The sequence below is a fragment of the Bisbaumannia pacifica genome, assembly GCF_007989625.1.
Classification (GTDB): Bacteria; Pseudomonadota; Gammaproteobacteria; order Pseudomonadales; family Halomonadaceae; genus Bisbaumannia; species Bisbaumannia pacifica.
This window is the reverse complement of the sequence record NZ_BJUK01000011.1, coordinates 34718-61694: the sequence shown is the minus strand read 5'-3', so window position 1 is coordinate 61694 and position 26977 is coordinate 34718. Positions and strand designations below refer to the sequence as shown.

Annotated in this window: 25 protein-coding genes, 2 tRNA genes and 1 other RNA gene; 24 read left to right on the top strand and 4 right to left on the bottom strand. The window is 68.8% G+C overall.

What is annotated here, in order from left to right; all coding sequences use genetic code 11:
- Positions 1-204 precede the first annotated feature (204 nt).
- From petA to HPA02_RS06640, 5 genes are all read left to right on the top strand, one after another.
- Positions 205-804, top strand: a complete 600-nt coding sequence (gene petA / locus HPA02_RS06660) for a ubiquinol-cytochrome c reductase iron-sulfur subunit (RefSeq protein ID WP_146802307.1) — start codon at positions 205-207, stop codon at positions 802-804.
- Positions 804-2063, top strand: coding sequence for a cytochrome b (locus HPA02_RS06655; RefSeq protein ID WP_146802306.1), 1260 nt, complete (start codon positions 804-806; stop codon positions 2061-2063). The genes petA and HPA02_RS06655 overlap by 1 nt, the downstream gene beginning before the upstream one ends.
- Entirely contained in the window at positions 2063-2830 is a 768-nt protein-coding gene (locus tag HPA02_RS06650; RefSeq protein WP_146802305.1) for a cytochrome c1, read from the top strand. Before HPA02_RS06655 ends, HPA02_RS06650 begins: the two co-directional genes overlap by 1 nt.
- A 187-nt stretch (positions 2831-3017) precedes the next feature.
- Positions 3018-3644, top strand: coding sequence for a stringent starvation protein SspA (sspA, locus tag HPA02_RS06645; protein WP_146802304.1), 627 nt, complete (start codon positions 3018-3020; stop codon positions 3642-3644).
- Positions 3645-3719: 75 nt separating this feature from the next.
- Entirely contained in the window at positions 3720-4205 is a 486-nt protein-coding gene (locus HPA02_RS06640) for a ClpXP protease specificity-enhancing factor (RefSeq protein WP_146802303.1), read from the top strand.
- A 77-nt stretch (positions 4206-4282) separates the two neighbouring features.
- Here the strand turns inward: HPA02_RS06640 and HPA02_RS06635 are convergent, their stop codons facing one another.
- From HPA02_RS06635 to HPA02_RS06620, 4 genes are read right to left on the bottom strand one after another with little or no spacing between them, the layout of a single operon-like run.
- The gene (locus HPA02_RS06635) at positions 4283-4837 is read right to left on the bottom strand and encodes a BON domain-containing protein (RefSeq protein WP_146802302.1); all 555 of its coding nucleotides are present in this window, start codon (positions 4835-4837) and stop codon (positions 4283-4285) included.
- Positions 4838-4839: 2 nt separating this feature from the next.
- The gene (locus tag HPA02_RS06630) at positions 4840-5436 is read right to left on the bottom strand and encodes a phosphoheptose isomerase (RefSeq protein WP_146802301.1); all 597 of its coding nucleotides are present in this window, start codon (positions 5434-5436) and stop codon (positions 4840-4842) included.
- A 19-nt stretch (positions 5437-5455) separates the two neighbouring features.
- On the bottom strand, positions 5456-5824 hold the full coding sequence (locus HPA02_RS06625; protein ID WP_146802300.1) for a YraN family protein: 369 nt from the start codon (positions 5822-5824) through the stop codon (positions 5456-5458).
- Positions 5808-7559 carry a penicillin-binding protein activator gene (locus HPA02_RS06620; protein ID WP_146802299.1) on the bottom strand — a complete coding sequence of 584 codons (1752 nt, stop codon included), beginning with the start codon at positions 7557-7559 and terminating at the stop codon, positions 5808-5810. The genes HPA02_RS06625 and HPA02_RS06620 overlap by 17 nt, the downstream gene beginning before the upstream one ends.
- A 46-nt stretch (positions 7560-7605) precedes the next feature.
- On the opposite strand from HPA02_RS06620, the gene rsmI reads away from it, so the two are divergent.
- The 19 genes from rsmI (at position 7606) to HPA02_RS06525 (ending at position 26974) form a co-directional block, all read left to right on the top strand.
- Entirely contained in the window at positions 7606-8460 is an 855-nt protein-coding gene (gene rsmI, locus HPA02_RS06615; protein ID WP_146802298.1) for a 16S rRNA (cytidine(1402)-2'-O)-methyltransferase, read from the top strand.
- A 232-nt stretch (positions 8461-8692) separates the two neighbouring features.
- An RNA gene (rnpB, locus tag HPA02_RS06610) (RNase P RNA component class A) lies at positions 8693-9047 on the top strand.
- Between the two features lie 52 nt (positions 9048-9099).
- Positions 9100-10050 (top strand): 16S rRNA (cytosine(1402)-N(4))-methyltransferase RsmH, encoded by a 951-nt coding sequence (rsmH, locus tag HPA02_RS06605; protein ID WP_146802297.1) that lies wholly within the window; start codon positions 9100-9102, stop codon positions 10048-10050.
- A 6-nt stretch (positions 10051-10056) separates the two neighbouring features.
- Positions 10057-10371, top strand: coding sequence for a cell division protein FtsL (gene ftsL / locus HPA02_RS06600; protein ID WP_146802296.1), 315 nt, complete (start codon positions 10057-10059; stop codon positions 10369-10371).
- The gene (locus HPA02_RS06595) at positions 10368-12074 is read left to right on the top strand and encodes a peptidoglycan D,D-transpeptidase FtsI family protein (RefSeq protein ID WP_146802295.1); all 1707 of its coding nucleotides are present in this window, start codon (positions 10368-10370) and stop codon (positions 12072-12074) included. Before ftsL ends, HPA02_RS06595 begins: the two co-directional genes overlap by 4 nt.
- 26 nt (positions 12075-12100) lie before the next feature.
- On the top strand, positions 12101-13600 hold the full coding sequence (locus HPA02_RS06590; RefSeq protein WP_146802294.1) for a UDP-N-acetylmuramoyl-L-alanyl-D-glutamate--2,6-diaminopimelate ligase: 1500 nt from the start codon (positions 12101-12103) through the stop codon (positions 13598-13600).
- The gene (locus tag HPA02_RS06585; protein ID WP_146802293.1) at positions 13597-14988 is read left to right on the top strand and encodes a UDP-N-acetylmuramoyl-tripeptide--D-alanyl-D-alanine ligase; all 1392 of its coding nucleotides are present in this window, start codon (positions 13597-13599) and stop codon (positions 14986-14988) included. The genes HPA02_RS06590 and HPA02_RS06585 overlap by 4 nt, the downstream gene beginning before the upstream one ends.
- Positions 14989-14993: 5 nt before the next feature.
- On the top strand, positions 14994-16076 hold the full coding sequence (gene mraY / locus HPA02_RS06580; RefSeq protein WP_146802292.1) for a phospho-N-acetylmuramoyl-pentapeptide-transferase: 1083 nt from the start codon (positions 14994-14996) through the stop codon (positions 16074-16076).
- A gap of 31 nt (positions 16077-16107) precedes the next feature.
- Positions 16108-17496, top strand: coding sequence for a UDP-N-acetylmuramoyl-L-alanine--D-glutamate ligase (gene murD, locus HPA02_RS06575; RefSeq protein WP_146802291.1), 1389 nt, complete (start codon positions 16108-16110; stop codon positions 17494-17496).
- Positions 17493-18701, top strand: a complete 1209-nt coding sequence (gene ftsW, locus HPA02_RS06570) for a putative lipid II flippase FtsW (protein WP_146802290.1) — start codon at positions 17493-17495, stop codon at positions 18699-18701. The genes murD and ftsW overlap by 4 nt, the downstream gene beginning before the upstream one ends.
- Before the next feature lie 102 nt (positions 18702-18803).
- The gene (gene murG, locus HPA02_RS06565) at positions 18804-19862 is read left to right on the top strand and encodes an undecaprenyldiphospho-muramoylpentapeptide beta-N-acetylglucosaminyltransferase (protein WP_244945874.1); all 1059 of its coding nucleotides are present in this window, start codon (positions 18804-18806) and stop codon (positions 19860-19862) included.
- Positions 19863-19890: 28 nt separating this feature from the next.
- The gene (murC, locus tag HPA02_RS06560; RefSeq protein ID WP_146802351.1) at positions 19891-21303 is read left to right on the top strand and encodes a UDP-N-acetylmuramate--L-alanine ligase; all 1413 of its coding nucleotides are present in this window, start codon (positions 19891-19893) and stop codon (positions 21301-21303) included.
- The gene (locus tag HPA02_RS06555) at positions 21300-22226 is read left to right on the top strand and encodes a D-alanine--D-alanine ligase (RefSeq protein ID WP_146802288.1); all 927 of its coding nucleotides are present in this window, start codon (positions 21300-21302) and stop codon (positions 22224-22226) included. The genes murC and HPA02_RS06555 overlap by 4 nt, the downstream gene beginning before the upstream one ends.
- A 12-nt stretch (positions 22227-22238) precedes the next feature.
- Positions 22239-22961 (top strand): cell division protein FtsQ/DivIB, encoded by a 723-nt coding sequence (locus tag HPA02_RS06550; RefSeq protein ID WP_146802287.1) that lies wholly within the window; start codon positions 22239-22241, stop codon positions 22959-22961.
- 186 nt (positions 22962-23147) lie between these two features.
- On the top strand, positions 23148-24437 hold the full coding sequence (gene ftsA / locus HPA02_RS06545) for a cell division protein FtsA (protein ID WP_146802286.1): 1290 nt from the start codon (positions 23148-23150) through the stop codon (positions 24435-24437).
- A 32-nt stretch (positions 24438-24469) separates the two neighbouring features.
- Positions 24470-25642, top strand: coding sequence for a cell division protein FtsZ (ftsZ, locus tag HPA02_RS06540; protein WP_146802285.1), 1173 nt, complete (start codon positions 24470-24472; stop codon positions 25640-25642).
- A 112-nt stretch (positions 25643-25754) separates the two neighbouring features.
- Positions 25755-26666, top strand: coding sequence for a UDP-3-O-acyl-N-acetylglucosamine deacetylase (gene lpxC, locus HPA02_RS06535; protein ID WP_146802284.1), 912 nt, complete (start codon positions 25755-25757; stop codon positions 26664-26666).
- Between the two features lie 125 nt (positions 26667-26791).
- Positions 26792-26867, top strand: a tRNA-Asn gene (locus HPA02_RS06530).
- Positions 26868-26898: 31 nt separating this feature from the next.
- Positions 26899-26974: transfer RNA gene (locus HPA02_RS06525), tRNA-Asn, on the top strand.
- Positions 26975-26977: the final 3 nt, after the last annotated feature.

The following is a 26977-nucleotide window of genomic DNA, read 5'->3' as shown; positions in this document are numbered from 1 at the left end:
TGTCAAGAGCGCTCAGACCCTCGCGGGTCTGGGCGTTTTTTTATGATATGACAATGACTTATATCAGCCTTCCACTTAGGTCAGGGCCTGCTTATTGTTGTGTTCCGGCAGGCATTTTTTTACCATAGTGCGCATTTGTATCCGTGGCTGCGGATCGCGGTTCCGCGAAACGACAACGGGTAAGTTGATGGGAGAAACCTGAAAATGGCAGATAACGGCGTAAACAAAGGGCGGCGCCGTTTCCTCGTGGGTGCTACCACCGTAGTGGGTGCGGTGGGCGCCGTCGGGGTTGCGGTTCCCTTTGTGGCTTCCTGGCAGCCCAGTGCCAGGGCGAGGGCGGCGGGTGCCCCGGTCAGTGCGGATATCTCCAAGCTCGAGCCGGGGCAGCAGATGACCGTCGAGTGGCGGGGCAAGCCGGTATGGATCGTGCACCGCACCGCGGAGATGATCGAGCGTACCCAGGGCATCGACCCCTCGCGCCTCTCCGATCCGGAGTCGACGGTGCCGCAGCAGCCGGCCTATGTCAGCGGGCAGCTGCGTTCGCTGCGTCCCGAGATCGGCGTGCTGGTGGGCATCTGTACTCACCTGGGCTGCTCGCCGACCTTCCGGCCCGAGCCCGGTGCCGCCGACCTGGGCGGCGACAGCTGGCCGGGCGGCTACTTCTGTCCCTGCCACGGCTCACGCTTCGACCTGGCGGGCCGGGTCTTCGCCAATGTGCCGGCACCCATCAACCTCGAGGTGCCCCCCTACCGTTTCGATAGCGACGAGATCGTCGTGATCGGTGAAGATGAGGAGGCCGCCTGATGGGTAACCCGAATCGCGTCAAGGCCGACAGCGGCATCATGCGCTGGATCGACGATCGCTTCCCGGCCACCCAGATGTGGCAGGAGCACCTCTCCAAGTACTACGCCCCGAAGAACTTCAACTTCTGGTACTTCTTCGGTTCCCTGGCGCTGCTGGTGCTGGTCAACCAGATCCTCACCGGCGTCTGGTTGACCATGAGCTTCAACCCCTCCGCCGAGGGGGCCTTCGCCTCCGTCGAGTACATCATGCGCGACGTGGAGTGGGGGTGGTTGATCCGCTATATGCACTCCACCGGGGCCTCGGCCTTCTTCGTGGTGGTCTATCTGCATATGTTCCGTGGCCTGCTTTACGGCTCCTACCGGGCGCCCCGCGAGCTGGTGTGGATCTTCGGCATGACCATCTACCTGCTGCTGATGGCGGAAGCCTTCATGGGCTACCTGCTGCCCTGGGGACAGATGTCCTACTGGGGGGCCCAGGTGATCATCTCGCTGTTCTCGGCGATCCCGGCGGTCGGTCCCGACCTGGCCCAGTGGGTGCGCGGTGACTTCCTGATCTCTGGCATTACCCTGAACCGCTTCTTTGCCCTGCATGTGGTGGCCCTGCCCATCGTGATCCTGGCGCTGGTGGTGCTGCATATCATCGCCCTGCACGAGGTCGGCTCCAACAACCCGGACGGCATCGATATCAAGGAGAAGAAGGACGAGACCGGCAAGCCGCTGGACGGCATTCCCTTCCATCCCTATTACACCGTGAAGGACATCGTCGGTGTGGCGGTCTTCCTGTTCGTCTTCTGCGTGGTGATCTTCTACTTCCCCGAGGGCGGTGGCTACTTTATCGAGCGGCCCAACTTCGAGCCGGCCAACCCGCTGAAGACCCCGGATCATATCGCGCCGGTCTGGTACTTCACGCCCTTCTACGCCATGCTGCGGGCCATTACCTTCTCGCTGTTCGGCCTGGATGCCAAGTTCCTCGGCGTGGTGGTCATGGGTGGGGCGATCGCGATCCTCTTCGTGCTGCCCTGGCTCGACCGTAGCCCGGTGCGCTCCATGCGCTACAAGGGCTGGATCTCCAAGGTGATGCTGGTGCTCTTCGCCATCAGCTTCGTGATCCTCGGCGTGCTCGGCGTGCTGCCGGCGACCCCGGTGCGTACCCTGGTATCCCAGGTGTGTACCGCGATCTACTTTGCCTTCTTCCTGCTGATGCCGCTCTACACCAAGCTGGAGAAGACCAAACCCGTTCCGGAGAGGGTGACTGGCTAATGAAAAAGCAACTCTTCGCACTGCTGTTCGCGCTGGTGCCCTTCACGGCGCTGGCGGCGGGGGGCGCCGCTGTGCCCTACTCGATGACTCCCGACCTTCAGGATCAGGCCTCCCTGCAGCGGGGCATGCAGCTGTTCACCAACTACTGCATGGGCTGCCACAGCCTGGAGCATCAGCGTTTCGCTCGCGCCGCCGAGGACCTGGGCATGCCCCAGGACCTGGTCGAGGAGAACCTGATCTTCTCCTCCGATCTGGCCTTCAACGACCAGATGCATAACGCCATGGCCGCCGAGGATGCCGAGAACTGGTTCGGTGCCGCGGCGCCCGACCTGACCCTGGAGGCGCGCCTGCGCGGTACCGACTGGATCTACTCCTACCTGCTCAGCTTCTACAAGGACCCGAGCCGCCCCACCGGGGTGAACAACGCGGTCTTCGAGCTGGTGGCCATGCCCAATGTGCTGGAGCCGCTGCAGGGGGTGCAGGAGATGGTGTGTGCCGAGAGCGATCGTCCCCACGGTCATGCCGAGCTCGATCCGCTGACCGGCAAGTACCAGTCCTGCGAGGTACTGCAGGTGACCCGCCCCGGGGCCATGGAGCCCGAGGAGTTCGAGGAGGCGGTCTATGACCTGACCAACTTCCTCGCCTATGTGGGTGAGCCCTCCAAGCTCCAGGCTCAGGCACTGGGCCCGAAGGTATTGATCTTCATCTTTATCTTCGGCGTCATCGCCTACCTGCTCAAGCGCGAGTACTGGCGCGACATTCACTGATCGGCATGCCGTTCGGTGCGGGGGCGCATGACCGGGTCATGCGCCCCCTTTGCGTCGAATGTCCGGGAGCCGATGCAGGGGCAGGGCTCCGAGTTCCCGAGGTGCCGTGTCGAATGCACCGAGGGTGCGTCTCACGCCAGGATGAGCGTGTTATCATCTTGGCTCGAACTGATGCGAGGATTGTTTCATGGGTGTAGTGGCCAAGCGGTCGTCGATGACCTTCTATTCCGGTAGCGATGATCACTTCAGTCATCGGGTTCGTATCGTGCTGGCGGAGAAGGGGGTGGCCGTCGATATTCTGGAGGTCTCCGAGGAGAATCATCCCGAGGAGCTGGCGGATCTCAACCCCTACAACAGCGTGCCGACCCTGCTGGATCGCGACCTGGTGCTCTACGAATCCAAGGTGATGATGGAATACCTGGACGAGCGCTTCCCGCATCCGCCGCTGCTGCCGGTGTATCCGGTGGCCCGGGCCCAGAGTCGCCTGTGGATGCACCGTATCGAGCGGGAGTGGTGCCCGCTGGTGGAGCAGATCCTCGATGGCGCCAAGAAGGATGCCGAGAAGGCGCGCAAGGAGCTGCGCGAGAGCCTGGTGGGGATCTCGCCGATCTTCGAGGACATGCCCTATTTCATGAGCGAGGAGTTCTCGCTGGTGGACTGCTGCCTGGCCCCGCTGCTGTGGCGCCTGCCGGCGCTGGGCATCGAGCTGCCGGAGAAGCAGGTCAAGCCGCTGCTGGGCTATATGCAGCGGGTCTTCGAGCGTGACGCCTTCCAGGCCTCGCTGACCGAGGCCGAGAAGGAGATGCGCCCCTGAGGCGGCGCTCGGCCATTCACTTTGCGTGTCGGCGGTGATCCCGCCGACGCGATCGAGACGACGAGGAGGGCAGAGATGCTATCGAGCCGTCCCTATCTGGCCAGGGCCCTGTACGAGTGGCTGCTGGATAACGACCAGACTCCCTATATCGTGGTGGATGCCGAACGCCCCGGCGTGGTGGTGCCCACCCAGTTCGTGCAGAATGGCCAGATCGTGCTGAATATCGCCCCCACGGCGGTGCGCGACCTGGAGCTGGGTAACGAGGCCATCACCTTCGGGGCGCGCTTCGGCGGGCAGCCCATGCAGGTGGTGGTACCCGGCGAGGCCCTGGTGGCCCTCTATGCCCGCGAGAATGGCGTCGGCATGGTCTTCGGTCACGAGCCGGTGATGCCTGGCTTCGACGATGGCGCCGCGGTGGAGGAGCCCGACGACGATGTCGCCGGGCCCGCCCTCAGCAGCGTGGAGAGCGACGCCGACCCCGTCGACGCCTCGGACGAGGCGGCGAGCGAGGAGCGACCCTCGCCCAAGAAGGGGCGCCCTAGTCTACGGGTGGTCAAGTAGCGCCTGGTGCCTCGCGACGAGGGATAAAACGACAACGGCGGCCTGCGGGCCGCCGTTGTCGTTGCGTCTGAAGGCAATCAGTCGAGATACTCGAAGGCCTTGACGATGCGCTGGATGCCGGGCACTTCGGCCACCGAGGCGACGATACGCTCGGCCTCGGCGCGGGTGACCAGGCCCATCAGGTAGACGCTGGCATTCTCGGTGATCACCCGCAGGCGCGCCGCATCGATGCTGGCGTCGGCCACCAGGTGGGCACGGACCCGGGTGGTCAGCCAGGTGTCGGTGGCGCGCTGGGAGAGCGGCAGGTTGGCGGCCACCGCCAACTCGTTGTGTACCTGGCGCACCTGGCGTACCCGGCTGGCGATCTCGGTGGCGCGGGCCTGGAGTTCCTGGCTGGGCACCTGGCCGGTGAGTAGCACGATGCCATTGTAGCTATCGACCATGACCCGGGCATCGCGGAAACGGGCGTCGGCGCGTTCCAGGTCGCCCTTGACCTTGAACTCGATGCTCTGGTCCTCCACCTGGGCGCCCAGGGTGCGCTGGCTGTAGTTCTCGCCCGAGGAGTTGACGGCGCAGCCGGACAGGCCGAGGGCGGCGACGACCAGCAGGGATGTCACGAGAGGGTAGCGCATGGTCAGGCCTCGCTGCTGCCGAAGAGTTGTTCGTCGATCAGGTCGCACAGGCAGTGAATCACCAGCAGGTGTACCTCCTGGATGCGTGCGGTCGAGGTGGCGGGCACGCGGATCTCGCAATCGTCCTGGCCCAGCAGGGAGGCCATGTCGCCGCCGTCGCGGCCGGTCAGGGCGACCACCGTCATGTCGCGATCGTGGGCGGCCTGGATGGCCTGGATGACGTTGGCGGAGTTGCCGCTGGTGGAGATCGCCAGCAGGATGTCGCCGGGCTGACCCAGGGCGCGCACCTGCTTGGAGAAGACCTCGTTGTAGCTGTAGTCATTGGCGATCGAGGTCAGGGTCGAGGTGTCGGTGGTCAGGGCCAGGGCGGGCAGGCTGGGGCGCTCGCGTTCGAAACGGTTGAGCAGTTCCGAGGAGAAGTGCTGGCTATCGCCGGCGCTGCCGCCATTGCCGCAGGCCAGGATTTTCCCCTCGTTGACCAGGCATTGCACCATCATCTGGCTGGCCACCTCGATAAAGGGCGGCAGCACCTCGCTGGCGTAGGTCTTGGTGTCGATGCTGGCGTTGAAGTGGCCGAGAATGCGCGTCTGCAAATCCATCTTCCGGGTCCTTTGGCAGTCAGAACGCTTCGAAGGCGGCGCGCACCCAGTGGAACTCCAGGTGCGGAGGCTGGCCGGTGACGGCCACCACATCGAAGCGGCAGGGACATGATAGCCGGTTGCGTTGGAGATAAAAATGCGCCGCCCGAATCAGGCGACGCTGCTTGGTGGGGGTGACGCTTTCCAGGGGGTGGCCGTGGCGGCAGTCGCGGCGATGCTTGACCTCGACGAACACCAGGGTAGCGCCGTCTTGCATCACCAGGTCGAGCTCGCCGCCCTTGGCATGCTGATTGCGCGCCACTCGGGTCAGGCCGCGCTCGACCAGCCAGGCCTCGGCGGCGGCCTCGACGGCGGCGCCACGAGCACGTGCGTCAGCGGGTCCGGCCATCGTCGAAGCGGTTGAACAGTGGCAGCTGGGGCACGCCGCCCTCGAAACGCGCCCAGGGCAGCTCGCGCTGGATGCGTCCGTCGGCCGCCGGGCGCAGGGTGCCGGTGGCGCCCTGGATCTCGGTGCTGCCGAGCACCTGCAATTGTGGCAGGCGACGCCCCAGCTCGAAGGCATCCACGCCCATGGCGCCCAGCTTCAGCAGGCCCGGGTCGTCGCTCTCGCGCAGCCGCTGGTAGCTGTCGCGGAAGGGCAGGACCGCCTCGCCGCCCACCGCGGCATCGGGAATCAACCAGGGAATCTCCACGAAGAGGACGCCATTGAGGTCGTGATCGAGGCGCGGCTGGGGGCGGCCCTCGTAGAGCTGGGAGGTGCCGTAGATGGGCAGGTCGTCGACGCCGATGAATTCCAGGTTGGGAGGGACCTGGCGCGCATAGCCGGGGATCGCCAGCAGGAACAGCATGTCCGGGCGACCGGCGGCGGCGCGTCGCGCGGCGTCGGTGGCGGGGGCGTTGGGGTTGTAGCCGACGCGCTGGGCGAGTTCGCCGCCGAGGGCCTGCCACTCGCGCTCGAAGGCGCGGGCGACCCGCTGGCCCCACTCGTTGCCGGGGAACAGCATGGCGGCGCGGCGATGGCCGTCGCCATGGGCGCGGCGGGCCACCTGGCGTGCCTCGTCCTCGGCGGAGAGGCCGTACTGGAAGAGGTTGGCGGCGCGGTTCTCGGCATTATTGCCATAGTTCAGGGCCAGGGTGGGCAGCGGGACGCTGTCGCGCCCCTCTAGCCGGGTCACCCGATCCTTGTCCAGGGGGCCGATCACCGCCTGGGCGCCGGCCATGGTAGCGGCGGCATAGAGGGCGTCCAGGTCGCCGCGGCTGCTGTCGAGGAAGCTCAGGCGGGGCACGCGGATGCCCTGCTGTTCCGCCTCCCGCTGGCGAACCTCCAGGCCGCGGCGAATCTCCCGGGCCAGGTTGGCCAGGGGGCCGGATTCCGGCAGCAGTACGGCGAGATGGCTCACCTCGCGGCCGCGCAGGTCGCGCAGGGCGATCAGGTCGCCGGGCAGGCTGCGTGCCGCCGGATGGCCGCCATGCCGGCCTCGCCAGGCATCCAGGCGCTCGAAGAGGCGCTCGATGTCGCCGCCGCTGCCGCGCTGCACGGCCACCAGCTCCCGCCAGCCCCGGCGCAAGGAGTCGTCGCCGAGGCTCGCCAGGGTAGGCTCGTCGAGGCGCACCAGCAGCGACCAGAGGGTGTCATTGAGTCCGGCATCGTCGGTCTCGGCCTGCACCTCGAGCAGTGCCTCGGCGGCGGCGGCGTGTTCGCCGAGGTCGGCCAGGGCCTGGCCCTGGCGCTGGCGCAGGGTGAGGCGCTGCTCGCGGTCGAAGGGCAGGTCCTCGTCCAGGGCCTGGGCCGCCTGCAGGACGCCGTTGGGGTCATCCAGCTGGATGCCCAGGGAGGAGAGCAGCAGGGCCCAGCGAACCCGTGCCTCGGGGGGCAGGCGCCGGTCATCTAGGCGGGAGGCAACGTCCAGTGCCTGGGTCGCGTCGCCGCGGCGTGCTAGGATATCGGCTGCCTCGAGGCGAGAACGGGCCGCCTCGTCGGGGGCCTGCTGTTCGGCTCGGGCGAGCAGCTCGCCGGGCTCCCGCTCGATGAAGCGCTCCACCATCGCCGGCGGCGCCGCGCAGCCGGCCAGTAGGAGAGCGAGGAGGGCGGCGATCAGCCAGCCGCGTCGCGACGTGTCCATAGAACCCTTTTCCTTGTCCGATCATTGAACTAATGGAAGCCGAACCATGGATTCAGCTTATGGCGCATTGTACGTGGTCGCCACGCCGATTGGTAACCTCGAGGACCTCTCGCCGCGGGCCGCCCGGGTGCTCGCCGAGGCGGCCCTGGTGGCCGCCGAGGATACCCGTCATAGCGGGCGCCTGTTGCGCCACCTGGGCATCGAGCGGCCCCTGCTGTCGCTGCACGAGCATAACGAGGCGAGCCGGGTCACGCGTATCGCCGCCCACCTGACGGCCGGCGAGGACGTGGCCCTGATCAGCGATGCCGGCACCCCCCTGATCTGCGATCCCGGCTTCGTGCTGGTGCGCGAATTGCGGCGCCTGGGGCATCGGGTGGTGCCGGTGCCGGGTCCCTGCGCCCTGGTGGCGGCGCTCTCCGCGGCGGGGTTGCCCACCGACCGTTTCCTGTTCCGCGGCTTCCTGCCGGCCAAGGGCGGTGCCCGGCGGGCGCGTCTCGACTCCCTGGTGGCGCGCGACGAGACCCTGGTCTTCTATGAGTCGCCCCACCGTATCCGCGATACCCTGGCGGATATCGCCAGCTGTTTCGGCGAGCGCCATCTGGTGCTGGCCCGGGAGCTGACCAAGACCTTCGAGACCTTCCTCGAAGGTTCGGCCGCGACGCTGCTCGAGACCCTGGCGGCGGACCCGGACCAGGCCCGCGGCGAGTTCGTGGTGATGGTGGCCGGGGCGCCGCCCCGGGAGGGCGAGGCGGTGACGCTCGAGGGGGAGGCGCTGCTGGCGGCGCTGCTGGCCGAGGGGGTGGGCGTCAAGCAGAGCGCGGCGGTGGCCGCCCGGGTGCTGGGGGGCGCCAAGAAGCAGTGGTATGCCCAGGCCCAGGCGCTCAAGGACGCCCAGGCGTAGTCGAAAGCGCGCGGCGAAATGATGGCTTACTGCCGTGTCGCCACCCCGACGCGGGGCCGGGTGGGCATCAAGCAGAGGGTGGCGGTGGCCGCCCCGGGGCGGGTGGCCGTTGCGCCCTCGGGCCCAGGCGTAGCCGAAATCGCGCGGCGAAGTGATAACTTACTGCCGCGCCACCGCCCCGGCGCGGGGCCGGTTGTGGGGGCGGCGGCGCGCTGGTATCCTTGCCCGCTTGGGAGTCGGCCAAGACAGTCGCCGCCGGCCTTGGGTCGGGGGAGGAAAGTCCGGGCTCCATAGGGCAGGGTGCCAGGTAACGCCTGGGCGGCGCGAGCCGACGGCTAGTGCAGCAGAGAGTAGACCGCCTAAGCTTCCCTCGGGAAGCCGGTAAGGGTGAAAGGGTGCGGTAAGAGCGCACCGCGCGCCTGGTAACAGTGCGTGGCACGGTAAACCCCACCCGGAGCAAGACCAAATAGGAACCCGTTGGCGTGGCCCGCGTTGGGTTCGGGTAGGTTGCTTGAGGGGCGTGGCGACGCGTCCCCTAGATGAATGGCTGTCCACGACAGAACCCGGCTTAATGGCCGACTCCCTCCCATTTCTTCCCCCGCCGCGGTTCGCCGTGGCTCGGCACCATAGCGGAATTCCATGTCCTCAACCGAGACCCACGCGCCCTCCTTTCAGCACGCCAGCGTCCTGCTCGACGGCGCCGTCGAGGCCCTGGTCCACGACCCGCGGGGGGCCTATCTGGACGGAACCTTCGGGCGTGGCGGGCATTCGCGGGCGATCCTCGCGCGCCTGGCGCCGGAAGGGCGCCTGCTGGGCGTGGATCGCGATCCCCAGGCGATCGCCGAGGCGGGGCGCATCGAGGACCCTCGCTTCACCATGCAGCCGGGTGAGTTCTCCCGCCTGGGCGAGTTCGCCGAGGCCCACGGCCTGCACGGTCGCCTCGCCGGCATCCTGCTCGATATCGGCGTCTCCTCGCCGCAGCTGGATGATCCCGAGCGCGGCTTCAGCTTCCTTCGCGACGGCCCCCTGGACATGCGCATGGATCCGACCCAGGGAGAAAGCGCCGCCGAGTGGCTGGCGCGGGTCAAGGAAGACGAGATCGCCCGCGTCTTCAAGAGCCATGGCGAGGAGCGCTACGCCCGCCGTCTGGCTCGGGCCATCGTCGCCCGTCGCGGCGAACGGCCCTTCACGCGTACCCAAGACCTGGCCGAGGTGATCAAGACCGCCCATCCCGCCTGGGAGAAGGGCAAGCATCCCGCCACCCGGGCCTTCCAGGCCCTGCGTATCCAGGTCAATGGCGAGTTGGAGCAGCTCGACGCGGCCCTTGAGGCGGCCCTGGAGGCCCTGGCGCCGGGCGGGCACCTGGTGGTGATCAGCTTCCACTCCCTGGAGGATCGCCGGGTCAAGCGCTTTATCCGCGACCAGGCCCGCGGCGATACGCACCTGCCGCGGGGCATCCCCCTGCGCGAGGACCAGCTCAATCGTCGCCTCGAGGCCCTGGGCAAGGCCCGGCGCCCCGGCGACGCCGAGGTGGCCGAGAACCCCCGGGCCCGCAGTGCGGTGATGCGGGTGGCGCGCAAGCTGAGGTAGGGCGGCATGCTTCAGGGACGAATCTCGCTGGCTCGCTTTAAGCGCCTGAAACTCGGTGCCGGCCTGCTGTTGGTGGCCGCTCTGATGGCGATCACCCTGATTAGCGCCGTGGCGGTGATCGCCTCCAGTCACCTGACCCGCGAGCAGTACGCCCGCCTGCAGCGCCTGGAGCGCGAGCATAACCAGCTGCAGACCGAATGGGGCCAGCTGCTGCTGGAGGAGAGCGCCTGGTCGTCGCCGGCGCGGATCGAACGCCTGGCGGTGGAGCGCCTGGAGATGCGCCTGCCGGACGTTCATGAAGCGGAGGTGATCCGACCATGAGTGGTGCCGCCCAGGATGCCGCCAGCCGGCGCCGTCGCGCCCAGTCCCAGCCCCTGGACGGCGGGCGCTTCCTGCTGGTGCTGGGGCTGGTGTTGCTGGCCATGGCGCTGCTGGCCGGTCGCGTGGTCTACCTCCAGGTCATCGACCGCCACTTCCTGCAGAATCAGGGCGATGCCCGCACCCTGCGGGTGGAGCCCATTCCCGCCCACCGCGGCATGATCACCGACCGGCACGGTGAGCCCCTGGCCATCTCGACCCCGGTGGTCAGCCTCTGGGCCAACCCCCAGGAGCTGCCCGAGGACCCCATCCAGCGCCTCGGCCTGGCCCGCGCCCTGGGCTGGGAGCCCGATGCCCTGGACGAGCGCCTCGAGCGCTACGCCAGTCGTGAGTTCATGTACCTGCGCCGTCAGGTGACCCCGGCCGAGGCCCAGCGCATCCTCGACCTGGAGGTGCCCGGGGTCTATGGCCGCGACGAATACAAACGCTACTATCCCGCCGGCGAGGTGGCCGCGCAATTGGTCGGCGTCACCGATGTCGATGACCAGGGGCAGGAAGGGGTGGAACTGGCCTTCAACGGCTACCTGACCGGCACTCCGGGGCAGCGTCGTGTGCTCAAGGATCGCCGCGGGCGCCTGGTGCGCGACCTGGCGTTGCTGCGCGAGCAGCGCCCCGGCGGCACCCTGGCGCTGTCGATCGATCAGCGCCTGCAGTACATGGCCTACCGCGAACTCAAGGCGGCGGTGACCGAGCACGAGGCGCAAGGGGGCGTGCTGGTGATGCTCGACGCCCGCACCGGCGAGGTGCTGGCGATGGCCAATCAGCCCTCCTATAACCCCAACAATCGCGCCGGCCTCGACCCCCGGGGGCTGCGCAACCAGGCCATCGTCGATGTCTTCGAGCCGGGCTCGGTGATGAAGCCCCTGGCCATGGCGGCGATACTCTCCAGCGGCGAGGTGACCCGGGATACCGTGGTGGATACCTCCCCCGGCTGGATGCGCATCGACCGCTTCACCATCCGCGATATCCGTAACTACGGCGAGCTGGACCTCTCCGGTATCCTCGAGAAGTCCTCCAATATCGGCATGTCGCGGCTGGCCCTGGAGCTCGAGCCCGACGCCATCGCCGACCAGTATCGCCGCCTGGGGCTCGGGCAGAGCCCCGAGACCGGCTTCCCCGGCGAGGCCACCGGACGCCTGCCGGCGCCGGTGCGCTGGTCGCGCAGCGAGCGGGCGGCGCTGGCCTATGGCTATGGCCTCTCGACCTCCGCTCTGCAGCTGGCCAGCGCCTATACCGCCATCGCCAACGACGGCGTGCGTCTGCCGCCTTCGCTGCTGCGCCTGGATGAGCCCCCCGTCGGCGAGCCGGCCATCGACCCCGAGGTCGCCGATACCCTGCTGGAGCTGCTGGAGTCGTCGGTGGGCGCCTATTCCGGCGGGCGTCGCGCCCAGGTGGAGGGCTATCGCGTCGGCGGCAAGACCGGCACGGTGCGCAAGACCGGCGCCGACGGCTATCGGGAGAACGCCTACCGCAGCGTCTTCGCCGGGGTGGCGCCGATCTCCGATCCGCGCATCGTCACCGTGGTGATGATCGATCAGCCCAGCGCCGGTGACTTCTATGGCGGCGCGGTGGCCGCGCCGGTCTTCTCCCGGGTGACCGGCAACGCCCTGCGGCTGCTGGACGTGCCCCCGGACGCCGAGCCATGAGCCCCGCACCACGACGAGGAGAGACTATGCAGGTGGAGAGTCAGCACCTGACGGCGTGCCTGGCGCGCCTCTGGCCCGAGTGCCCCCTGAGCCTGGCCCCCGGGCCCTGCCGCCTGGTCCTGGATAGCCGGGCCCTGACCGCGGGCGATGTCTTCGTCGCCCTGCCCGGGGTGCAGCGCGACGGCCGCGAGCATATCCCGGCGGCGCTGGCCGCCGGAGCCGCCCTGGTGCTCTGCCATCAGCCCGAGGCCGGCGCCGATATGACGCCCCCCGAGGATCCCCGGGTGGTGTCGCTGCCGGGCCTCAAGGCGCGGCAGGGCGAGCTGGGACGGGTGCTGTTCGGGGTCCCCGCCGAGCTGCCCCTGATCGGCGTCACCGGCACCAACGGCAAGAGCTCGGTGACCCACTATGTGGCCCTGCTCAGCGAGGCGCTGGGTACCCCCTGCGGGATGATCGGCACCCTCGGCTACGGCCGCCCCGGGGCCCTGCACGACGCCGGCCAGACCACTCCCGGGCCCCTGGCCCTGCAGGCGCAGCTCGGCGAGCTGGTCGCGGCGGGGGCGCAGCGCGTGGCGATGGAGGTCTCCTCCCATGCCCTGGCGCAGGACCGTCTCCAGGACACCCGGGTGACGGCCGCGGCCTTTACCAACCTGAGCCGCGATCACCTCGACTACCACGGCAGCATGGCCGCCTACGCGGCCGCCAAGGCACGGCTGTTCCGGCGCCCCGAGCTGGCGTTGGCGGTGGTCAACGCCGACGACCCCCTGGCGCGGCTGATGCTGGCCGGGGTGCCCAAGCAGGGCGCGGTGCGGGTGCTGGCCACCGGGCGCGACGAGGCCACCACCCTGCGGGTGCTCGACTGGCAGCCCCATCCCCGGGGACAGCGCGCCCTGGTGGCGGGCCCCGAGGGGGAGTTCGCCCTGGAGCTGCCGCTGATGGGGCGCTTCAATCTCGATAACGTCCTGCAGGCCATGGCGCTGCTCTACGGCCTGGGTGAGCCGCTGAGCGCCCTGAGCGAAGCGGCCGGCCAGCTGGCGCCGGTGCCCGGGCGCATGCAACTGCTGCGCCGCCCGGGCCGCCCCGGGGTGGTGGTGGATTATGCCCATACCCCGGACGCCCTGGACAATGCCCTGCAGGCCCTGGGCGACCACCTGGGCGATCAGGGCCGCCTGTGGTGCCTGTTCGGCTGCGGCGGCGATCGCGACCCCGGCAAGCGCGCCCTGATGGGCGCCGCCGCCGCGGCCCGGGCCGATCGGCTGGTGATCACCGACGATAACCCCCGCGGCGAGGCGCCGGCGGCGATCCGCGCCGCGATCCGCCAAGGCCTCGACGACTTCCCCGCCGAGCGCGTTCATGAGCTGGCCGGGCGCGCCCAGGCCATCGCCTGGGTGATCGCCCAGGCCGCCCCCGAAGACGTGATTTTGCTGGCCGGCAAGGGTCACGAGACCTATCAGGAGATCGCCGGCGTCCGTCATCCCTTCTGCGATCGCGAGGTCGCCGAGGCGGCCCTGGAGGCACGCCCATGAGCGACGTACTTCCGGACTGCGGCCTGGCGACCCTGGGCGAGGTGGCGCAGGCGCTGGGTGTCGAAGGCGTGGCGGCCCCCGACACCCCGGTGGCGCGCATCGTCACCGACAGCCGTCGCCTGGCCCCGGGGGACCTCTTCGTGGCCCTGGTCGGCGAGCGTTTCGACGCCCACGACTTCCTGGTCCAGGTGCGCGAGGCCGGGGCCGTGGCGGCGGTGGTTTCCCGGGACGTGGACGATCCCCTGCCACAGTTGGCTGTGGCCGATACTCGCCTGGCCCTGGGACTGCTCGGCCAGGCCCGGCGCCAGACCTGGGGTGGGCCCCTGGTGGCGATCACCGGCAACAGCGGCAAGACCAGCGTCAAGGAGCTGCTGGCGACCCTGCTGGGGTCCGACACCCTGGCCACCCGGGGTAACCTCAACAACGACTTCGGCGCCCCCCTGACCCTGCTCGAGCTGACCCCGGCGCACCGCCGAGCGGTGGTCGAGCTGGGCGCCAATCACCTCGGCGAGATCGCCTGGACCGCGGCCCTGGCCGCGCCCCGGGTGGCAGTGATCACCAACGTCACCGGCGCCCACGTGGGGGAGTTCGGCGGCCTCGGCCAGATCGCCCAGGCCAAGGGCGAGATCCTCGCCGCCCTGCCCGCCGACGGGGTGGCGGTGCTCAACCGCGACGACCGCTTCTTTCCGGTGTGGCGGGCCCTGGCCCGACCCCGAGAGGTCCTCGACTTCGCCGTGGTGGGGGAGGGCGAGTCGCCGGCCCGCCTGCAGGCACGGGCCCTGGTCTGCGATGCCCTCGGGCGCTATGCTTTCACGCTGGTCCACGACGGCCGCGAGCTGGGGCGGGTGCAACTGGCCCTGCTGGGCCGCCATAACGTGGCCAATGCCCTGGCCGCGGCGGCGGCGGCCCTGGCCCTGGGGCTCGACGAGGCGACGCTGCTGGCGCGTCTGACGGCGGCCCAACCCCTGGCGGGGCGCCTGACGCCGCTGGCGGGGATCCGCGGCAGTCGGCTGCTCGATGACAGCTACAACGCCAATCCCGGGGCGGTGGAGGCGGCGCTGGGGCTGCTCGCCGAGCTGCCCGGCCCGCACTGGTGCCTGCTGGGGGCCATGGGCGAGCTGGGCGAGGCCTCGGCCGCGCTGCATGCCCGGGTCGGGCGCCACGCCCGGGCCCTGGGCATCCAGCGCCTGCTGACCCTGGGCGAGGCGGCGCGTCCGGCGGCCGAGGCCTTCGGTACCGGGGGCGAGCATTTCGACGACTGGCAGGCGCTGGCGCGCCATGCCCAAACCCATCTGCCGCCGGGAGCCAGCGTGCTGGTGAAGGGATCGCGCAGTGCCGGCATGGAGCGCCTGGTCAAGGCGCTCACGGCGAGGCATCAAGGTGAATAGGACACATGCTGCTATATCTGGCTGATCTTCTGGCGCCGCTGTTCAGCGCCTTCAATGTCTTCAACTATCTGACCCTGCGGATGATCCTGGGGACCCTGACGGCGCTGCTGCTGTGCCTGTGGCTGGGACCCTGGATGATCCGCCGCCTGGTGGAGCGCCAGATCGGGCAGGCGGTGCGCGACGACGGCCCCCAGTCCCACCTCTCGAAGGCCGGCACCCCCACCATGGGCGGGGCCATGATCCTGATGGCCATCGCCATCAGCACCCTGCTGTGGGCCGATCTCGGCAACCACTATGTGTGGATCGTGCTGGCGGTGACCCTGGGCTTCGGCGCGATCGGCTGGGTCGACGACTACCGCAAGGTGGTGGAGAAGAACCCCCGCGGCCTGCCGGCGCGCTGGAAGTACTTCTGGCAGTCGCTGATCGGCCTGACCGCCGCCGTGGTGCTCTATGTCACCGCCGCCAGCCCCGTCGAGACCAGCCTGATCGTGCCGCTGTTCAAGGACGTGGTGCTGTCCCTGGGGCTCTTCTATGTCGTCCTCACCTACCTGGTGATCGTCGGCAGCTCCAACGCGGTCAACCTCACCGATGGCCTCGACGGCCTGGCGATCATGCCTACCGTGATGGTGGCCATGGGCCTGGCGGTGTTCGCCTACGCCAGCGGTAACACGGTGTTCGCCGAGTACCTGCAGATTCCGATGATTCCCGGTTCCGGGGAGCTGGCGGTCTTCTGTGCCACCATCGCCGGCGCCGGCCTCGGTTTCCTGTGGTTCAACACCTACCCGGCCCAGGTCTTCATGGGCGACGTCGGGGCCCTGGCCCTGGGCGCGGCCCTGGGCGTGGTGGCGGTGATCGTGCGCCAGGAGATCGTGCTCTTTATCATGGGTGGCGTTTTCGTCATGGAGACCGTCTCGGTGATCCTCCAGGTGGGGTCCTACAAGCTCACCGGGCGGCGCATCTTCCGCATGGCGCCCCTGCATCACCACTTCGAGCTCAAGGGCTGGCCGGAGCCGCGGGTCATCGTGCGCTTCTGGATCATCACCGTGGTGCTGGTGCTGCTGGGCCTGGCGACCCTGAAGATTCGATAACAGCAGAGCGCGAGATGCCGAGGAGTCGTGCATGATCGAAGTGGCGCCGGGAACCACGCTGGTGGTGGGGCTGGGCATCTCCGGCCGCGCCATCGCCCGCCATCTGAGCCGCCGCGGCGTGCCCTTCATGATGGCCGATACCCGCGCCGCACCGCCGGGGCTGGACGACTTTCGCGCCGCCCATCCGGGGGTGCCGGTGCATTGCGGGCCGCTCACCGACCTGGACCTCTCCCGGGTGGCCCGGGGGGTGCTGAGTCCCGGGATCGATCCCGCCACCCCGGGCCTGGAGGGGCTCGCCGAACGCCGCGACCCGGTCACCGGCGAGCCCTGCCTGGTGGGGGAGATCGCCCTCTTCGTGGCCGAGGCCCGGGCGCCCATCGCCGCCATCACCGGCTCCAATGCCAAGTCCACCGTGACCACCCTGCTGGGCGAGATGGCCCGCGCCGCCGGGCGCCGGGTGGCGGTGGGCGGTAACCTGGGCACCCCGGCCCTGGACCTGCTCCACGACCGGCCCGACGCCGAGCTCTTCGTGCTGGAGCTCTCCAGCTTCCAGCTCGAGACCACGCCGTGGCTCGGCGCCGAGACGGCGGCCTTCCTCAATCTCTGCGAGGATCACCTGGATCGCCACGGCGACCTGGTCGGCTATCGCGCCGCCAAGCAGCGCATCTTCCGCGGCGCCGCCCATGCGGTGATCAATGCCGAGGACCTCGCCACCTGGCCCGAGACGCCGCCGCCGCACCTGTCGCGCTTTACCACCGGGGTTCCCGAGGGCGACGACTGGGGCATCGCCCGTCACGACACTGGCCGCGGCGCGGGCGACTGGCTGATGCATGGCGCCGAGCCCCTGCTGCCCTGCGCCGAGCTGGGCCTGCGCGGCCGCCATAACCAGGCCAATGCCCTGGCGGCCCTGGCCATGGGCAGCCGCTTGGGCCTGCCCATGGATGCCATGCTGACCGCCCTGCGCGCCTTCCGCGGCCTGCCCCATCGCGGCGAGCTGGTGGCGGAGTGGGGCGGGGTGGCCTGGATCAACGACTCCAAGGGCACCAATGTGGGGGCGACCCTGGCCGCCATCGCCGGGCTCGGCCCGACGCTGAGCGGGCGCCTGATCCTGCTCGCCGGCGGCGTCGGCAAGGGCGCCGACTTCGCTCCCCTGGCCGCCCCCCTGGCGCGGCATGGCCGCGAGGCGATCCTCTTCGGCGCCGATGCCGCGCGCCTCGAGGCGGCGCTCTCCGCGCATCTTCCGGTGACCCGGGTGGCGGGCCTGGAGGACGCCCTGGCGCGGGCGGCGGCCATCGCCGCGCCGGGAGACTGCGTGTTGCTTTCGCCGGCCTGCGCCAGCCTCGATCAATTCGCCAACTACCAGGTCCGTGGCGAGGCCTTCCGGCGCTGGGTCCTGGCGCACCGGGAGGCCACCTCATGAGCCCGCGGCGGCGGGTTCCGGCGACCCCGGGCGAGGCGCGGGCCTTCGATCCCTGGCTGCTGGTGGCGGCGCTGTCGCTGCTGCTGATCGGTTGGGTGATGGTCACCTCCGCCTCCACCGGGGTGGCCTCCAGCCTGACCGGCAATCCCTACTATTTCAGCCTGCGCCATGGCGCCTTCGTGCTGCTGACCCTGGGGGTATCGGCCGGAGTGGCCTGCGTGCCCCTGGCCTGGTGGCGCGCCAATGGCCCCTTGCTGCTGGTGGTGGGGCTGGGCCTGCTGGTGCTGGTGCTGCTGATCGGCCGCGAGGTCAACGGCAGTCGGCGCTGGATCGCCCTGCCCGGGTTCCCCCTTAACCTGCAGGCCTCCGAGGTGGCCAAGCTGTGCCTGATCATCTACCTGGCGGGCTACCTGGAGCGCTTCCTGCCCCAGGTGCGCCGGGAGTGGGGCGCCTTCCTGCGGCCCCTGGTGATCATGCTGGTGGCGGCGGGGCTGCTGATCCTCGAGCCCGACTATGGCGCCGTGGTGGTGATCGGCGGTTGCATGATGGGCATGCTGCTGATGGCCGGCGCGCCGCTGTGGCGCTTCGGTCTGCTGTTGGTGCTGGTGGGCCTGGCCGGGGCCTACCTGGCGGTGGCCGAGCCGTACCGGGTGGCGCGCCTGACCAGCTTCGCCGACCCCTGGGCGGACCAGTTCGCCAGCGGCTACCAGCTCACCCAGTCGCTGATTGCCTTCGGCCGCGGCCACTGGCTGGGGCTGGGGCTCGGCAATAGCGTCCAGAAGCTCTTCTACCTGCCCGAGGCGCATACCGACTTCGTCTTCGCCGTGCTCGCCGAGGAACTCGGCTTGCTGGGGGCGCTGACGGTGATTGGCCTCTTCCTGCTGCTGACGGTGCGGGCCCTGCTGGTGGGGCGCCGGGCGGAGCTGGCGCGGCTGCCCTTCGCCGCCTATCTGAGTTACGGTATCGCCTTCGTGATCGGCGCCCAGGCCTTTATCAATATCGCCGTCAGCAGCGGCATGCTGCCCACCAAGGGGCTGACCCTGCCGCTGCTCAGTTATGGCGGCTCGAGCCTGCTGGTGTGTGGCGCCATGGTGGCCCTGGTCTGGCGCGCCGATTTCGAGACGCGGCGTTTCCAGCGGCGCCTGCGCCCGGCGCGGTCCGGGTCCCGGGCCGCGGCCAAACGCACCGGGAGTGTCTCCCCGTGATTACCCGCGCCGATGCCCCGGTCGGCGCCTGCGCCCCCCGGGATTCGGCGAGCCGTGCAAGAGGAGTCTGTAGTGAGTGATAACCAGCGCCGCGTGCTGATCATGGCCGGCGGCACCGGCGGCCATGTGATTCCCGCCCTCTCCCTGGCCCGGGGCCTGGCGGCCCGGGGCATCGAGGTGGCCTGGCTGGGCAGCCCCCGGGGGATCGAGAACCGCCTGGTGCCCGAGGCGGGGATCCCCCTGCACCGCATCCAGGTCGCCGGCCTGCGCGGCAACGGCCTGGCCGGCTGGCTGCTGGCCCCGCTCAGGCTGCTGCGTGCCGTCTGGCAGGCCCGGCGGGTGATCGCCGAGGTCGACCCCCAGCTGGTGGTGGGCCTCGGCGGCTTCGCCAGCGGCCCCGGCGGCCTGGCCGCCTGGCTGACGCGTCGTCCCCTGGTGATTCACGAGCAGAACGCCGTGGCCGGGTTGACCAACAAGGCCCTGGCGCGGCTGGCGCGGCGGGTCTATGCGGCCTTCCCCGAGGCCTTCCCGGCGGGACGCGCCGAGCGGGTCGGCAATCCGGTGCGCGAGTCCATCGCCGCCCTGGGGGAGCTGCCTCGCGACGCCGAGGCGATGGCCGGGCGGCGCCTGCGCCTGTTGGTGGTGGGCGGCTCCCTGGGCGCCCAGGCCCTCAACCAGACCCTGCCCCCGGCCCTGGCGCGACTGCCCGAAGCGCATCGTCCCGAGGTGCGTCATCAGGCCGGTCGCGACAAGCAGCAGGCCACCCGGGCCGCCTACGCCGCGGCCGGCGTCGAGGCCGAGGTGAGCGACTTTATCGATGACATGGCCACGGCCTACGACTGGGCCGACCTGGTGGTGTGCCGGGCCGGCGCCCTGACCGTCAGCGAGCTGGCCGCCGCCGCCAAGCCGGCGCTCTTCGTGCCTTTTCCCCACGCCGTGGACGACCACCAGACCGCCAATGCCCGGGCCCTGGTCGAGGCCGGGGCGGCGGAACTCGCGCCCCAGGCGCAGTTGACCGCGGAGCATCTCGCCGAGCGTCTCACGGCCCTCTTGGATCCCCTTACCCTAGCCAGCATGGCGAGCCGCGCCCGGGCCCAGGCCCAACTGGACGCCGTCGATCGCCTGGTGGCTGGCTGCATGGAGATAGGTTTTGAGCAATAACACCCCCCGCCCGGGCCTCGGCCTGGGCATGCGTCGTATTCGCCGCATCCATTTCGTCGGTATCGGCGGCGCCGGCATGTGCGGCATCGCCGAGGTGCTGGCCAATCAGGGTTACCGGGTCAGTGGCTCGGATATCCGAGACTCCACGGTGGTCGCCCACCTACGCGACTGCGGCATCCCGGTGGCCATCGGCCACGCCGAGGCCCATGTGGCCGGCGCCGACGTGGTGGTGGTCTCCACCGCCATCGATGCCAGCAACCCGGAGATCGCCTGGGCCCAGGCGCACCGGGTGCCGGTGGTGCGCCGCGCCGAGATGCTCGCCGAGCTGATGCGCTTCCGTCACGGCATCGCCGTGGCCGGTACCCATGGCAAGACGACCACCACCAGCCTGACCGCCACCCTGCTCGGCGAGGGCGGGCTCGACCCCACCTTCGTGATCGGCGGCAAGCTGACCAGCGCCGGCACCAATGCGCGGCTGGGGGAGGGCGACTACCTGGTGGCGGAGGCGGACGAGTCCGACGCCTCCTTCCTGCACCTGCAGCCCATGGTCTCCATCGTCACCAATATCGATGCCGACCATATGAGCACCTATGGCGGGGACTTCGAGCGGCTGAAGACCACCTTCGTGGAGTTTCTCCACAACCTGCCCTTCTACGGGCTGGCGGTGCTGTGCATCGATGACGCCAATGTGCGCGAGCTGCGCGAGCGGCTGCATCGCCAGTTCGTCACCTATGGCTTCAGCGAGGACGCCGACTACCGTATCGTCGACTTCGTCCAGGAGGCCGGCGAGATCCGTTTCACCGCCCTGCGCCCGGATGGCCTGGCGCCGCTGGCGGTGCGCCTGGCCATGCCCGGCGAGCACAATGCCCTCAATGCCCTGGCGGCCATCGCCGTGGCCAGCGACGCCGGGGTCGACGACCAGGCCATCGTGAGCGGCCTGGCCGGCTTCGCCGGGGTTGGGCGGCGCTTCCAGGTACAGGGCGACTTCGCCGCCCCGGAAGGGGGGGGCGAGGTGATGCTGGTGGACGACTACGGCCACCATCCCCGGGAGGTGGAGATGGTGATCCGGGCGGTGCGTGCCGGCTGGCCCGAACGGCGCCTGGTGATGCTCTATCAGCCCCATCGCTATACCCGTACCCGGGATCTCTACGAGGACTTCGTACGGGTCCTCTCCGGGGTCGATACCCTGCTGCTGCTGGACGTCTACGGCGCCGGCGAGGCGCCGATCCCCGGGGCCGAGGGCAAGACCCTGGCCGGGTCGATCCGCCAGCGTGGCGCGGTCGATCCGCTCTTCGTGGCCGACAAGGCGGAGCTGCCGGCGCTGCTGGCGCGGGTGCTGCGCCCCGGCGATATTCTGATCACCCAGGGGGCCGGTGACGTGGGCGGAATCGCCCAGCGCCTGGCTGAGGCCCGATTGCAGCTGGACGAGGTGAGCCTATGACACAGGCGCAGCAGGGCGACTATGGTCGCGTGGTGGTGCTCTATGGCGGCGACTCCGCCGAGCGGGAGGTCTCCCTGGTCAGCGGCAAGGCGGTCCTCGAGGCCCTGCGCCGCAGCGGCGTGGATGCCCGCGGCTATGATCCCGCCGAAGGGGGGCTGGTAGGGCTGGAGAATTTGGCCCCGGATCGGGTCTTTATCGCCCTGCATGGGCGTGGCGGCGAAGACGGTACTCTGCAGGGGGCCCTGGAGCTGCTGAAGATTCCCTACACCGGCAGCGGCGTGTTGGCTTCGGCGCTCGGCATGGACAAGCAGCGCACCAAGCAGGTGTGGCAGGCCCTGGATCTGCCCACCCCGGAGAGCCTGCTGCTTCACGCGGGGGCGGACTGGGAGGCGGTCTGCGCTCGCCTCGGCCTGCCGCTGATCGTCAAGCCGGTTCACGAGGGTTCCACACTCGGTATCACCATCGTCGAGGACGCCGAGTCCCTGGCCGCCGCCTATCACGAGGCGGCGCGCTTCGATGCCCAGGTGATGGCCGAGCGCTTTATTCGCGGCGAGGAGTATACCGTCTCGCTGCTCGGCGACCGGGTGCTGCCGGCGATTCGTGTCGAGGTGCCCAGCGGCTTCTATGACTACGAGGCCAAGTACGTCTCCAACGACACCCGGTATCATCTGCCCTGCGGCCTGAGCCCGACGGAGGAAGCCGAGCTCGGGGCGCTGTGTCGCGACGCTTTCACGGCCATCGGCTGCCGCGGCTGGGGGCGTATCGACGTGATGCGCGATGGCCAGGGGCGCTTCTGGCTACTGGAAGTCAATACGGTGCCTGGGATGACCGATCACAGCCTGGTGCCCCAGGCCGCGGCCCATGCCGGCATCGATTTCGATGCCCTGGTGCTGGCGATCCTGGCGACCGCCGAGGCACCTTAGGCGACCATGCGCATGCGGCGAGGATCCCTGTTCGGCCTGTTGTTGTTGCTGGTGCTGCTGGTGGCCGGCGGGCGGGCGCTTTGGCTGTGGCTGGATCGCCCCATCACCCGGGTGGTGATCGAGGGGCAGTTGCAGCATGTCAGCCCCGCCTACCTGCGCGATCGGCTGGCGCCGCTGGTGGCCGGAGAGAGCTGGCTGTCGGTGGATCTCGGCGAACTGCGGCGTCGTGCCCGGGAGCTGGGGTGGCTGGCGGAAGTGCGGCTCGGCCGCCAGTGGCCGGATGGCCTAATCTTCTCCCTCGACGAGCAGCGCCCGGTGGCCCGCTGGCATGATGACTTCCTGCTCGACGCGGGCGGCGAGCCCTTCGACTTCGATGGCGAAGGGCGGCCCGGGGGCCTGCCGGACCTGGCCGGCCCGCCCGGCAGTGGCCCGGAGGTGCTGGCCTATTATCGCCGCCTGCAGGCGCAACTGGCGGGGCTCGGTGTGGAGGTCACCCAGTTGCGCCTGGAGGAGCGTGGCGCCTGGCGCTTGCAGCTCGACCATGGCCTCTGGGTGATGCTGGGGCGCAATGACCGCCCGGCGCGCCTGGCCCGTTTCGCCGCCGCCTGGGAGCGGGAGCTGGCGCCTCTGGCCGAGCATATTCGCTATGTCGACCTGCGTTATCCCAACGGCATCGCCGTGGCCTGGCATGGCGAAAGTGATACCGAGGGCCTGGAAGTCCCGGCGAATAGCTGAGTAAAACAACGAGTATTTCCCGGGCCAGAGGAGTTTCTTTTCACGATAATTCTCCGTATTCTGGCCTGTGCTTTCCGGTTAGGCTGGTGCGGGGTGCGCACTTGTTCCTATAATTGGTGCCAAGTCTTTATTGGCCGTTTTAAACGGCATCGTGCCCCGACGAGAATCTAGGAGTGATCACGACCTATGGCAGGACAACCCAATGCCTCCAATATGGTAGTCGGGCTGGATATCGGAACATCCAAGGTCGTGGCGATCGTGGGGCAACCCACCGACGATGGCGGCATCGAAATCGCCGGTATCGGTTCCCACCCCTCCCATGGCATGAAGAAGGGAGTGGTGATCAATATCGAGTCCACCGTTCAGTCGATTCAGCGCGCCGTCGAGGAGGCCGAGCTGATGGCCGGCTGCGATATCCACTCCGTTTATGTGGGCGTGGCGGGTAGCCATATCAGCTCCATGAATTCCGACGGGGTGGTCGCCATCAAGGAGCGCGAGGTGACCCTCTCGGATATCGACCGGGTGATCGATTCGGCCCGGGCGCGGGCCATCTCCGAGGGGCAGCGGGTGCTGCATGTGCTGCCCCAGGAGTTCGCCATCGATACCCAGGAGGGCATTCGCGAGCCGCTGGGCATGTCCGGGGTGCGTCTGGAGGCCCGGGTGCATCTGGTCACGGCGGCACTCAATGCGGTACAGAACATCGAGAAGTGCGTGCGCCGTTGCGGCCTCGAGGTGGATGCGGTGATCCTCGAGCAGCTCGCCTCTAGCCTGGCGGTGCTCACCGAGGACGAGCGGGAACTGGGCGTCTGCATGGTGGATATCGGCGGCGGTACCACCGATATCGCCGTCTTTACCGAGGGTGCCATTCGCCATACCGCGGTGATTCCCATCGCCGGCGACCAGGTCACCAATGATATCGCCATGGCCCTGCGTACCCCGACCCAGCATGCCGAAGAGATCAAGGTCAAGTATGCCTGTGCCTTGACCCAGCTGGCCTCCGGGGACGAGATGATCAAGGTGCCCAGCGTCGGCGACCGGCCGGCCCGGGACCTTTCCCGCCAGGCGCTGGCGGAGGTGGTGGAGCCGCGCTACGAGGAGCTCTTTACCCTGGTTCGCGATGAGCTGCGGCGCAGCGGCTTCGAGGACCTGGTCGCCGCCGGGGTGGTCCTGACCGGCGGGACCTCGCGCATGGAAGGGGTGGTGGAGCTGGCGGAGGAGATCTTCCATATGCCGGTACGCATCGCCTGTCCGCAGAAGGTGCGTGGCCTCGCCGATGTGGTGCGCAACCCGATTTATTCCACCGGAGTGGGTTTGCTACATTACGGAATGCGTGAAGCCCGGCAGGAGCATGGCCGTCAGGGGGAGGGACGCACCGTTCCGGCTCAGCCGAGGCGCGAGGTCGCCTCTGGTGGTGGGCTCAAGGATGGCATGCTGGCATTCAATAAGCTGAAGAGCTGGTTCAAAGGAAATTTCTGACAGGGCCGCGAGCGGTCCAGGAGACGGGGCTTATGTTCGAGTTGGTAGATAACGCGCCCTCAAGCAGCGCGGTCATCAAGGTGATCGGCGTGGGCGGCGGCGGTGGCAATGCCGTCAACCATATGGTGGAGAGCAGCATCGAGGGCGTGGAGTTTATCTGCGCCAATACCGATGCCCAGGCCCTGAAGCGGGTCGCCGCCAAGACCGTTCTGCAACTGGGTGGCGAGATCACCAAGGGCCTCGGGGCCGGTGCCAACCCAGAGGTGGGGCGCCAGGCCGCCATGGAGGATCGCGAGCGCATCGCCGAATTGCTCAGCGGGGCCGACATGGTGTTTATCACCGCCGGCATGGGCGGCGGCACCGGCACCGGTGGCGCCCCCGTGGTGGCCCAGGTGGCCAAGGAGCTGGGCATCCTCACCGTGGCGGTGGTGACCCGGCCCTTCCCCTTCGAGGGGCCCAAGCGCATGCGCGCCGCCGAGGAGGGCATGAAGGAGCTCTCCGAGCACGTCGACTCCCTGATCACCATCCCCAACGAGAAGCTGCTCTCGGTGCTGGGCAAGAATGCCAGCCTGCTGACCGCCTTCAGCGCCGCCAATGACGTCCTACTGGGGGCCGTGCAAGGGATCGCCGAGCTGATCACCAGCCCCGGCATCATCAACGTCGACTTCGCCGACGTGCGCACCGTGATGTCCGAGATGGGCATGGCGATGATGGGTACCGGCGGCGCCACCGGTGAAAACCGCGCCCGGGAAGCCGCCGAGAAGGCGATTCGCAGCCCGCTGCTGGAGGATATCGACCTGCATGGTGCCCGCGGCATCCTGGTCAATATCACCGCCGGCCCCGACCTCTCCATCGGCGAGTTCAACGACGTGGGTGCCACCGTCCAGGAGTTTGCTTCCCAAGACGCCACCATCGTGGTGGGGACCTCCATCGACATGGAGATGTCCGACGAGCTGCGCGTCACCGTGGTCGCCGCCGGCCTCGACGGTCGCGCCCAGAAGCCGGTCCAGCGCGATGCCGCCGTGAGTCGCAACGAGCCCTCCCCGGATTATCGCAAGCTGCAGCAGCAGCCCGCCGTGGCTCGTCAGCAGGCCGCCAAGGCGGAGCAGGAGGCGGCGTCCAAGGCGCGCACCGAGAAGCGACGCTCCCAGGAGCTGGACGATTACCTGGATATCCCGGCCTTCCTGCGGCGTCAGGCCGATTGACTCCGGCTATAACGGGTATAGCGCGACCGGGCGAGATATTTTTTGGTAAAACGGGTGTTCGCTGCTATAGTGAACACCGTTTGATAATATGCTTTATGCCTGGCGGTTACCCATGATCCGACAACGCACTCTCAGCAACACCATTCGCGCCACCGGCGTCGGCCTGCACTCCGGCGAGAAGGTCTACCTGACGCTGCGGCCGGCACCGGTCAATAGCGGTATCGTCTTCGTGCGCACCGACCTCGATCCGGTGGTGGAGATCCCCGCTCGTGCGGCCAACGTCACCGACACCACCCTGTGCACCGCCCTGTCCCAGGATGGCGTCAAGGTGGCCACCGTCGAGCACCTGATGTCCGCCTTCGCCGGCCTGGGTATCGACAATGCCATCGTCGAGGTCAGCGCCCCCGAGGTGCCGATCATGGATGGCAGCGCCGGTCCCTTCGTGTTCCTGATCCAGTCCGCTGGCATCGAGGAGCAGGAGGCCGCCAAGAAGTTTATCCGCATCAAGCGCGAGCTGGTGGTGCGCGAGGACGATAAGGAAGCCGCCTTCCTGCCCTATAACGGCTTCAAGGTCTCCTTCGCCATCGACTTCGATCACCCGGTGATGGAGCTGCGCGACCAGCGCGCCGTGGTGGACTTCTCCACCACCTCCTTCGTCAAAGAGGTCTCCCGGGCGCGGACCTTCGGCTTTATGCGTGACTTGGAGTACCTGCGCTCCCACAACCTGGCCCTCGGCGGCAGCCTCGACAATGCCATCGTGGTGGACGACTACCGCATCATGAACGAGGATGGCCTGCGCTACGAGGACGAGTTCGTCAAGCACAAGGTGCTGGACGCCATCGGTGACCTCTACCAGCTGGGCTACAGCCTGATCGGCGAGTTCCGCGGCGTGAAGTCCGGACATGCCCTGAACAATCAGCTGTGCCGGGTGCTGATGGAGACCCCGGAGGCCTTCGAGATCGTCACCTTCGAGGAGGAGAGCGCCCAGGCGCCCATCTCCTACGCCTCCCCGGCCATGGCCTGAGAGTCGCGCCGCCAGGACGACCGCCGCCCATCGGGCGGCGGTTTTGGTTTCGGATGGTGAAAGCGCGCCTTACCCCTTGACCCGGAAGCAATAATCCTTATACTACGCCCCGTGTTCGACGCTGTTCCCCGATAGCTCAGTTGGTAGAGCAAATGACTGTTAATCATTGGGTCGCAGGTTCGAGTCCTGCTCGGGGAGCCAACCGCAGCGCGACGAACACAGCTCAGGTCGATCCTCGATAGCTCAGTTGGTAGAGCAAGTGACTGTTAATCACTGGGTCGCAGGTTCGAGTCCTGCTCGAGGAGCCAAAC

Excerpts from the sequence above, each read along its gene's own strand:
- sspA (WP_146802304.1), top strand. The coding sequence starts at position 3,018 with ATGGGTGTAGTGGCCAAGCGGTCGTCGATGACCTTCTATTCCGGTAGC.
- mraY (WP_146802292.1), top strand. The coding sequence starts at position 14,994 with ATGCTGCTATATCTGGCTGATCTTCTGGCGCCGCTGTTCAGCGCCTTC.
- petA (WP_146802307.1), top strand. The coding sequence starts at position 205 with ATGGCAGATAACGGCGTAAACAAAGGGCGGCGCCGTTTCCTCGTGGGT.
- murG (WP_244945874.1), top strand. The coding sequence starts at position 18,804 with ATGGCCGGCGGCACCGGCGGCCATGTGATTCCCGCCCTCTCCCTGGCC.
- lpxC (WP_146802284.1), top strand. The coding sequence starts at position 25,755 with ATGATCCGACAACGCACTCTCAGCAACACCATTCGCGCCACCGGCGTC.
- HPA02_RS06620 (WP_146802299.1), bottom strand. The coding sequence starts at position 7,559 with ATGGACACGTCGCGACGCGGCTGGCTGATCGCCGCCCTCCTCGCTCTC.
- HPA02_RS06590 (WP_146802294.1), top strand. The coding sequence starts at position 12,101 with ATGCAGGTGGAGAGTCAGCACCTGACGGCGTGCCTGGCGCGCCTCTGG.
- HPA02_RS06655 (WP_146802306.1), top strand. The coding sequence starts at position 804 with ATGGGTAACCCGAATCGCGTCAAGGCCGACAGCGGCATCATGCGCTGG.
- murD (WP_146802291.1), top strand. The coding sequence starts at position 16,108 with ATGATCGAAGTGGCGCCGGGAACCACGCTGGTGGTGGGGCTGGGCATC.
- ftsZ (WP_146802285.1), top strand. The coding sequence starts at position 24,470 with ATGTTCGAGTTGGTAGATAACGCGCCCTCAAGCAGCGCGGTCATCAAG.
- rsmH (WP_146802297.1), top strand. The coding sequence starts at position 9,100 with ATGTCCTCAACCGAGACCCACGCGCCCTCCTTTCAGCACGCCAGCGTC.
- rsmI (WP_146802298.1), top strand. The coding sequence starts at position 7,606 with ATGGATTCAGCTTATGGCGCATTGTACGTGGTCGCCACGCCGATTGGT.
- HPA02_RS06555 (WP_146802288.1), top strand. The coding sequence starts at position 21,300 with ATGACACAGGCGCAGCAGGGCGACTATGGTCGCGTGGTGGTGCTCTAT.
- HPA02_RS06550 (WP_146802287.1), top strand. The coding sequence starts at position 22,239 with ATGCGGCGAGGATCCCTGTTCGGCCTGTTGTTGTTGCTGGTGCTGCTG.
- HPA02_RS06585 (WP_146802293.1), top strand. The coding sequence starts at position 13,597 with ATGAGCGACGTACTTCCGGACTGCGGCCTGGCGACCCTGGGCGAGGTG.
- HPA02_RS06650 (WP_146802305.1), top strand. The coding sequence starts at position 2,063 with ATGAAAAAGCAACTCTTCGCACTGCTGTTCGCGCTGGTGCCCTTCACG.
- HPA02_RS06635 (WP_146802302.1), bottom strand. The coding sequence starts at position 4,837 with ATGCGCTACCCTCTCGTGACATCCCTGCTGGTCGTCGCCGCCCTCGGC.
- ftsW (WP_146802290.1), top strand. The coding sequence starts at position 17,493 with ATGAGCCCGCGGCGGCGGGTTCCGGCGACCCCGGGCGAGGCGCGGGCC.
- HPA02_RS06640 (WP_146802303.1), top strand. The coding sequence starts at position 3,720 with ATGCTATCGAGCCGTCCCTATCTGGCCAGGGCCCTGTACGAGTGGCTG.
- ftsA (WP_146802286.1), top strand. The coding sequence starts at position 23,148 with ATGGCAGGACAACCCAATGCCTCCAATATGGTAGTCGGGCTGGATATC.
- HPA02_RS06630 (WP_146802301.1), bottom strand. The coding sequence starts at position 5,436 with ATGGATTTGCAGACGCGCATTCTCGGCCACTTCAACGCCAGCATCGAC.
- ftsL (WP_146802296.1), top strand. The coding sequence starts at position 10,057 with ATGCTTCAGGGACGAATCTCGCTGGCTCGCTTTAAGCGCCTGAAACTC.
- murC (WP_146802351.1), top strand. The coding sequence starts at position 19,891 with ATGCGTCGTATTCGCCGCATCCATTTCGTCGGTATCGGCGGCGCCGGC.
- HPA02_RS06595 (WP_146802295.1), top strand. The coding sequence starts at position 10,368 with ATGAGTGGTGCCGCCCAGGATGCCGCCAGCCGGCGCCGTCGCGCCCAG.
- HPA02_RS06625 (WP_146802300.1), bottom strand. The coding sequence starts at position 5,824 with ATGGCCGGACCCGCTGACGCACGTGCTCGTGGCGCCGCCGTCGAGGCC.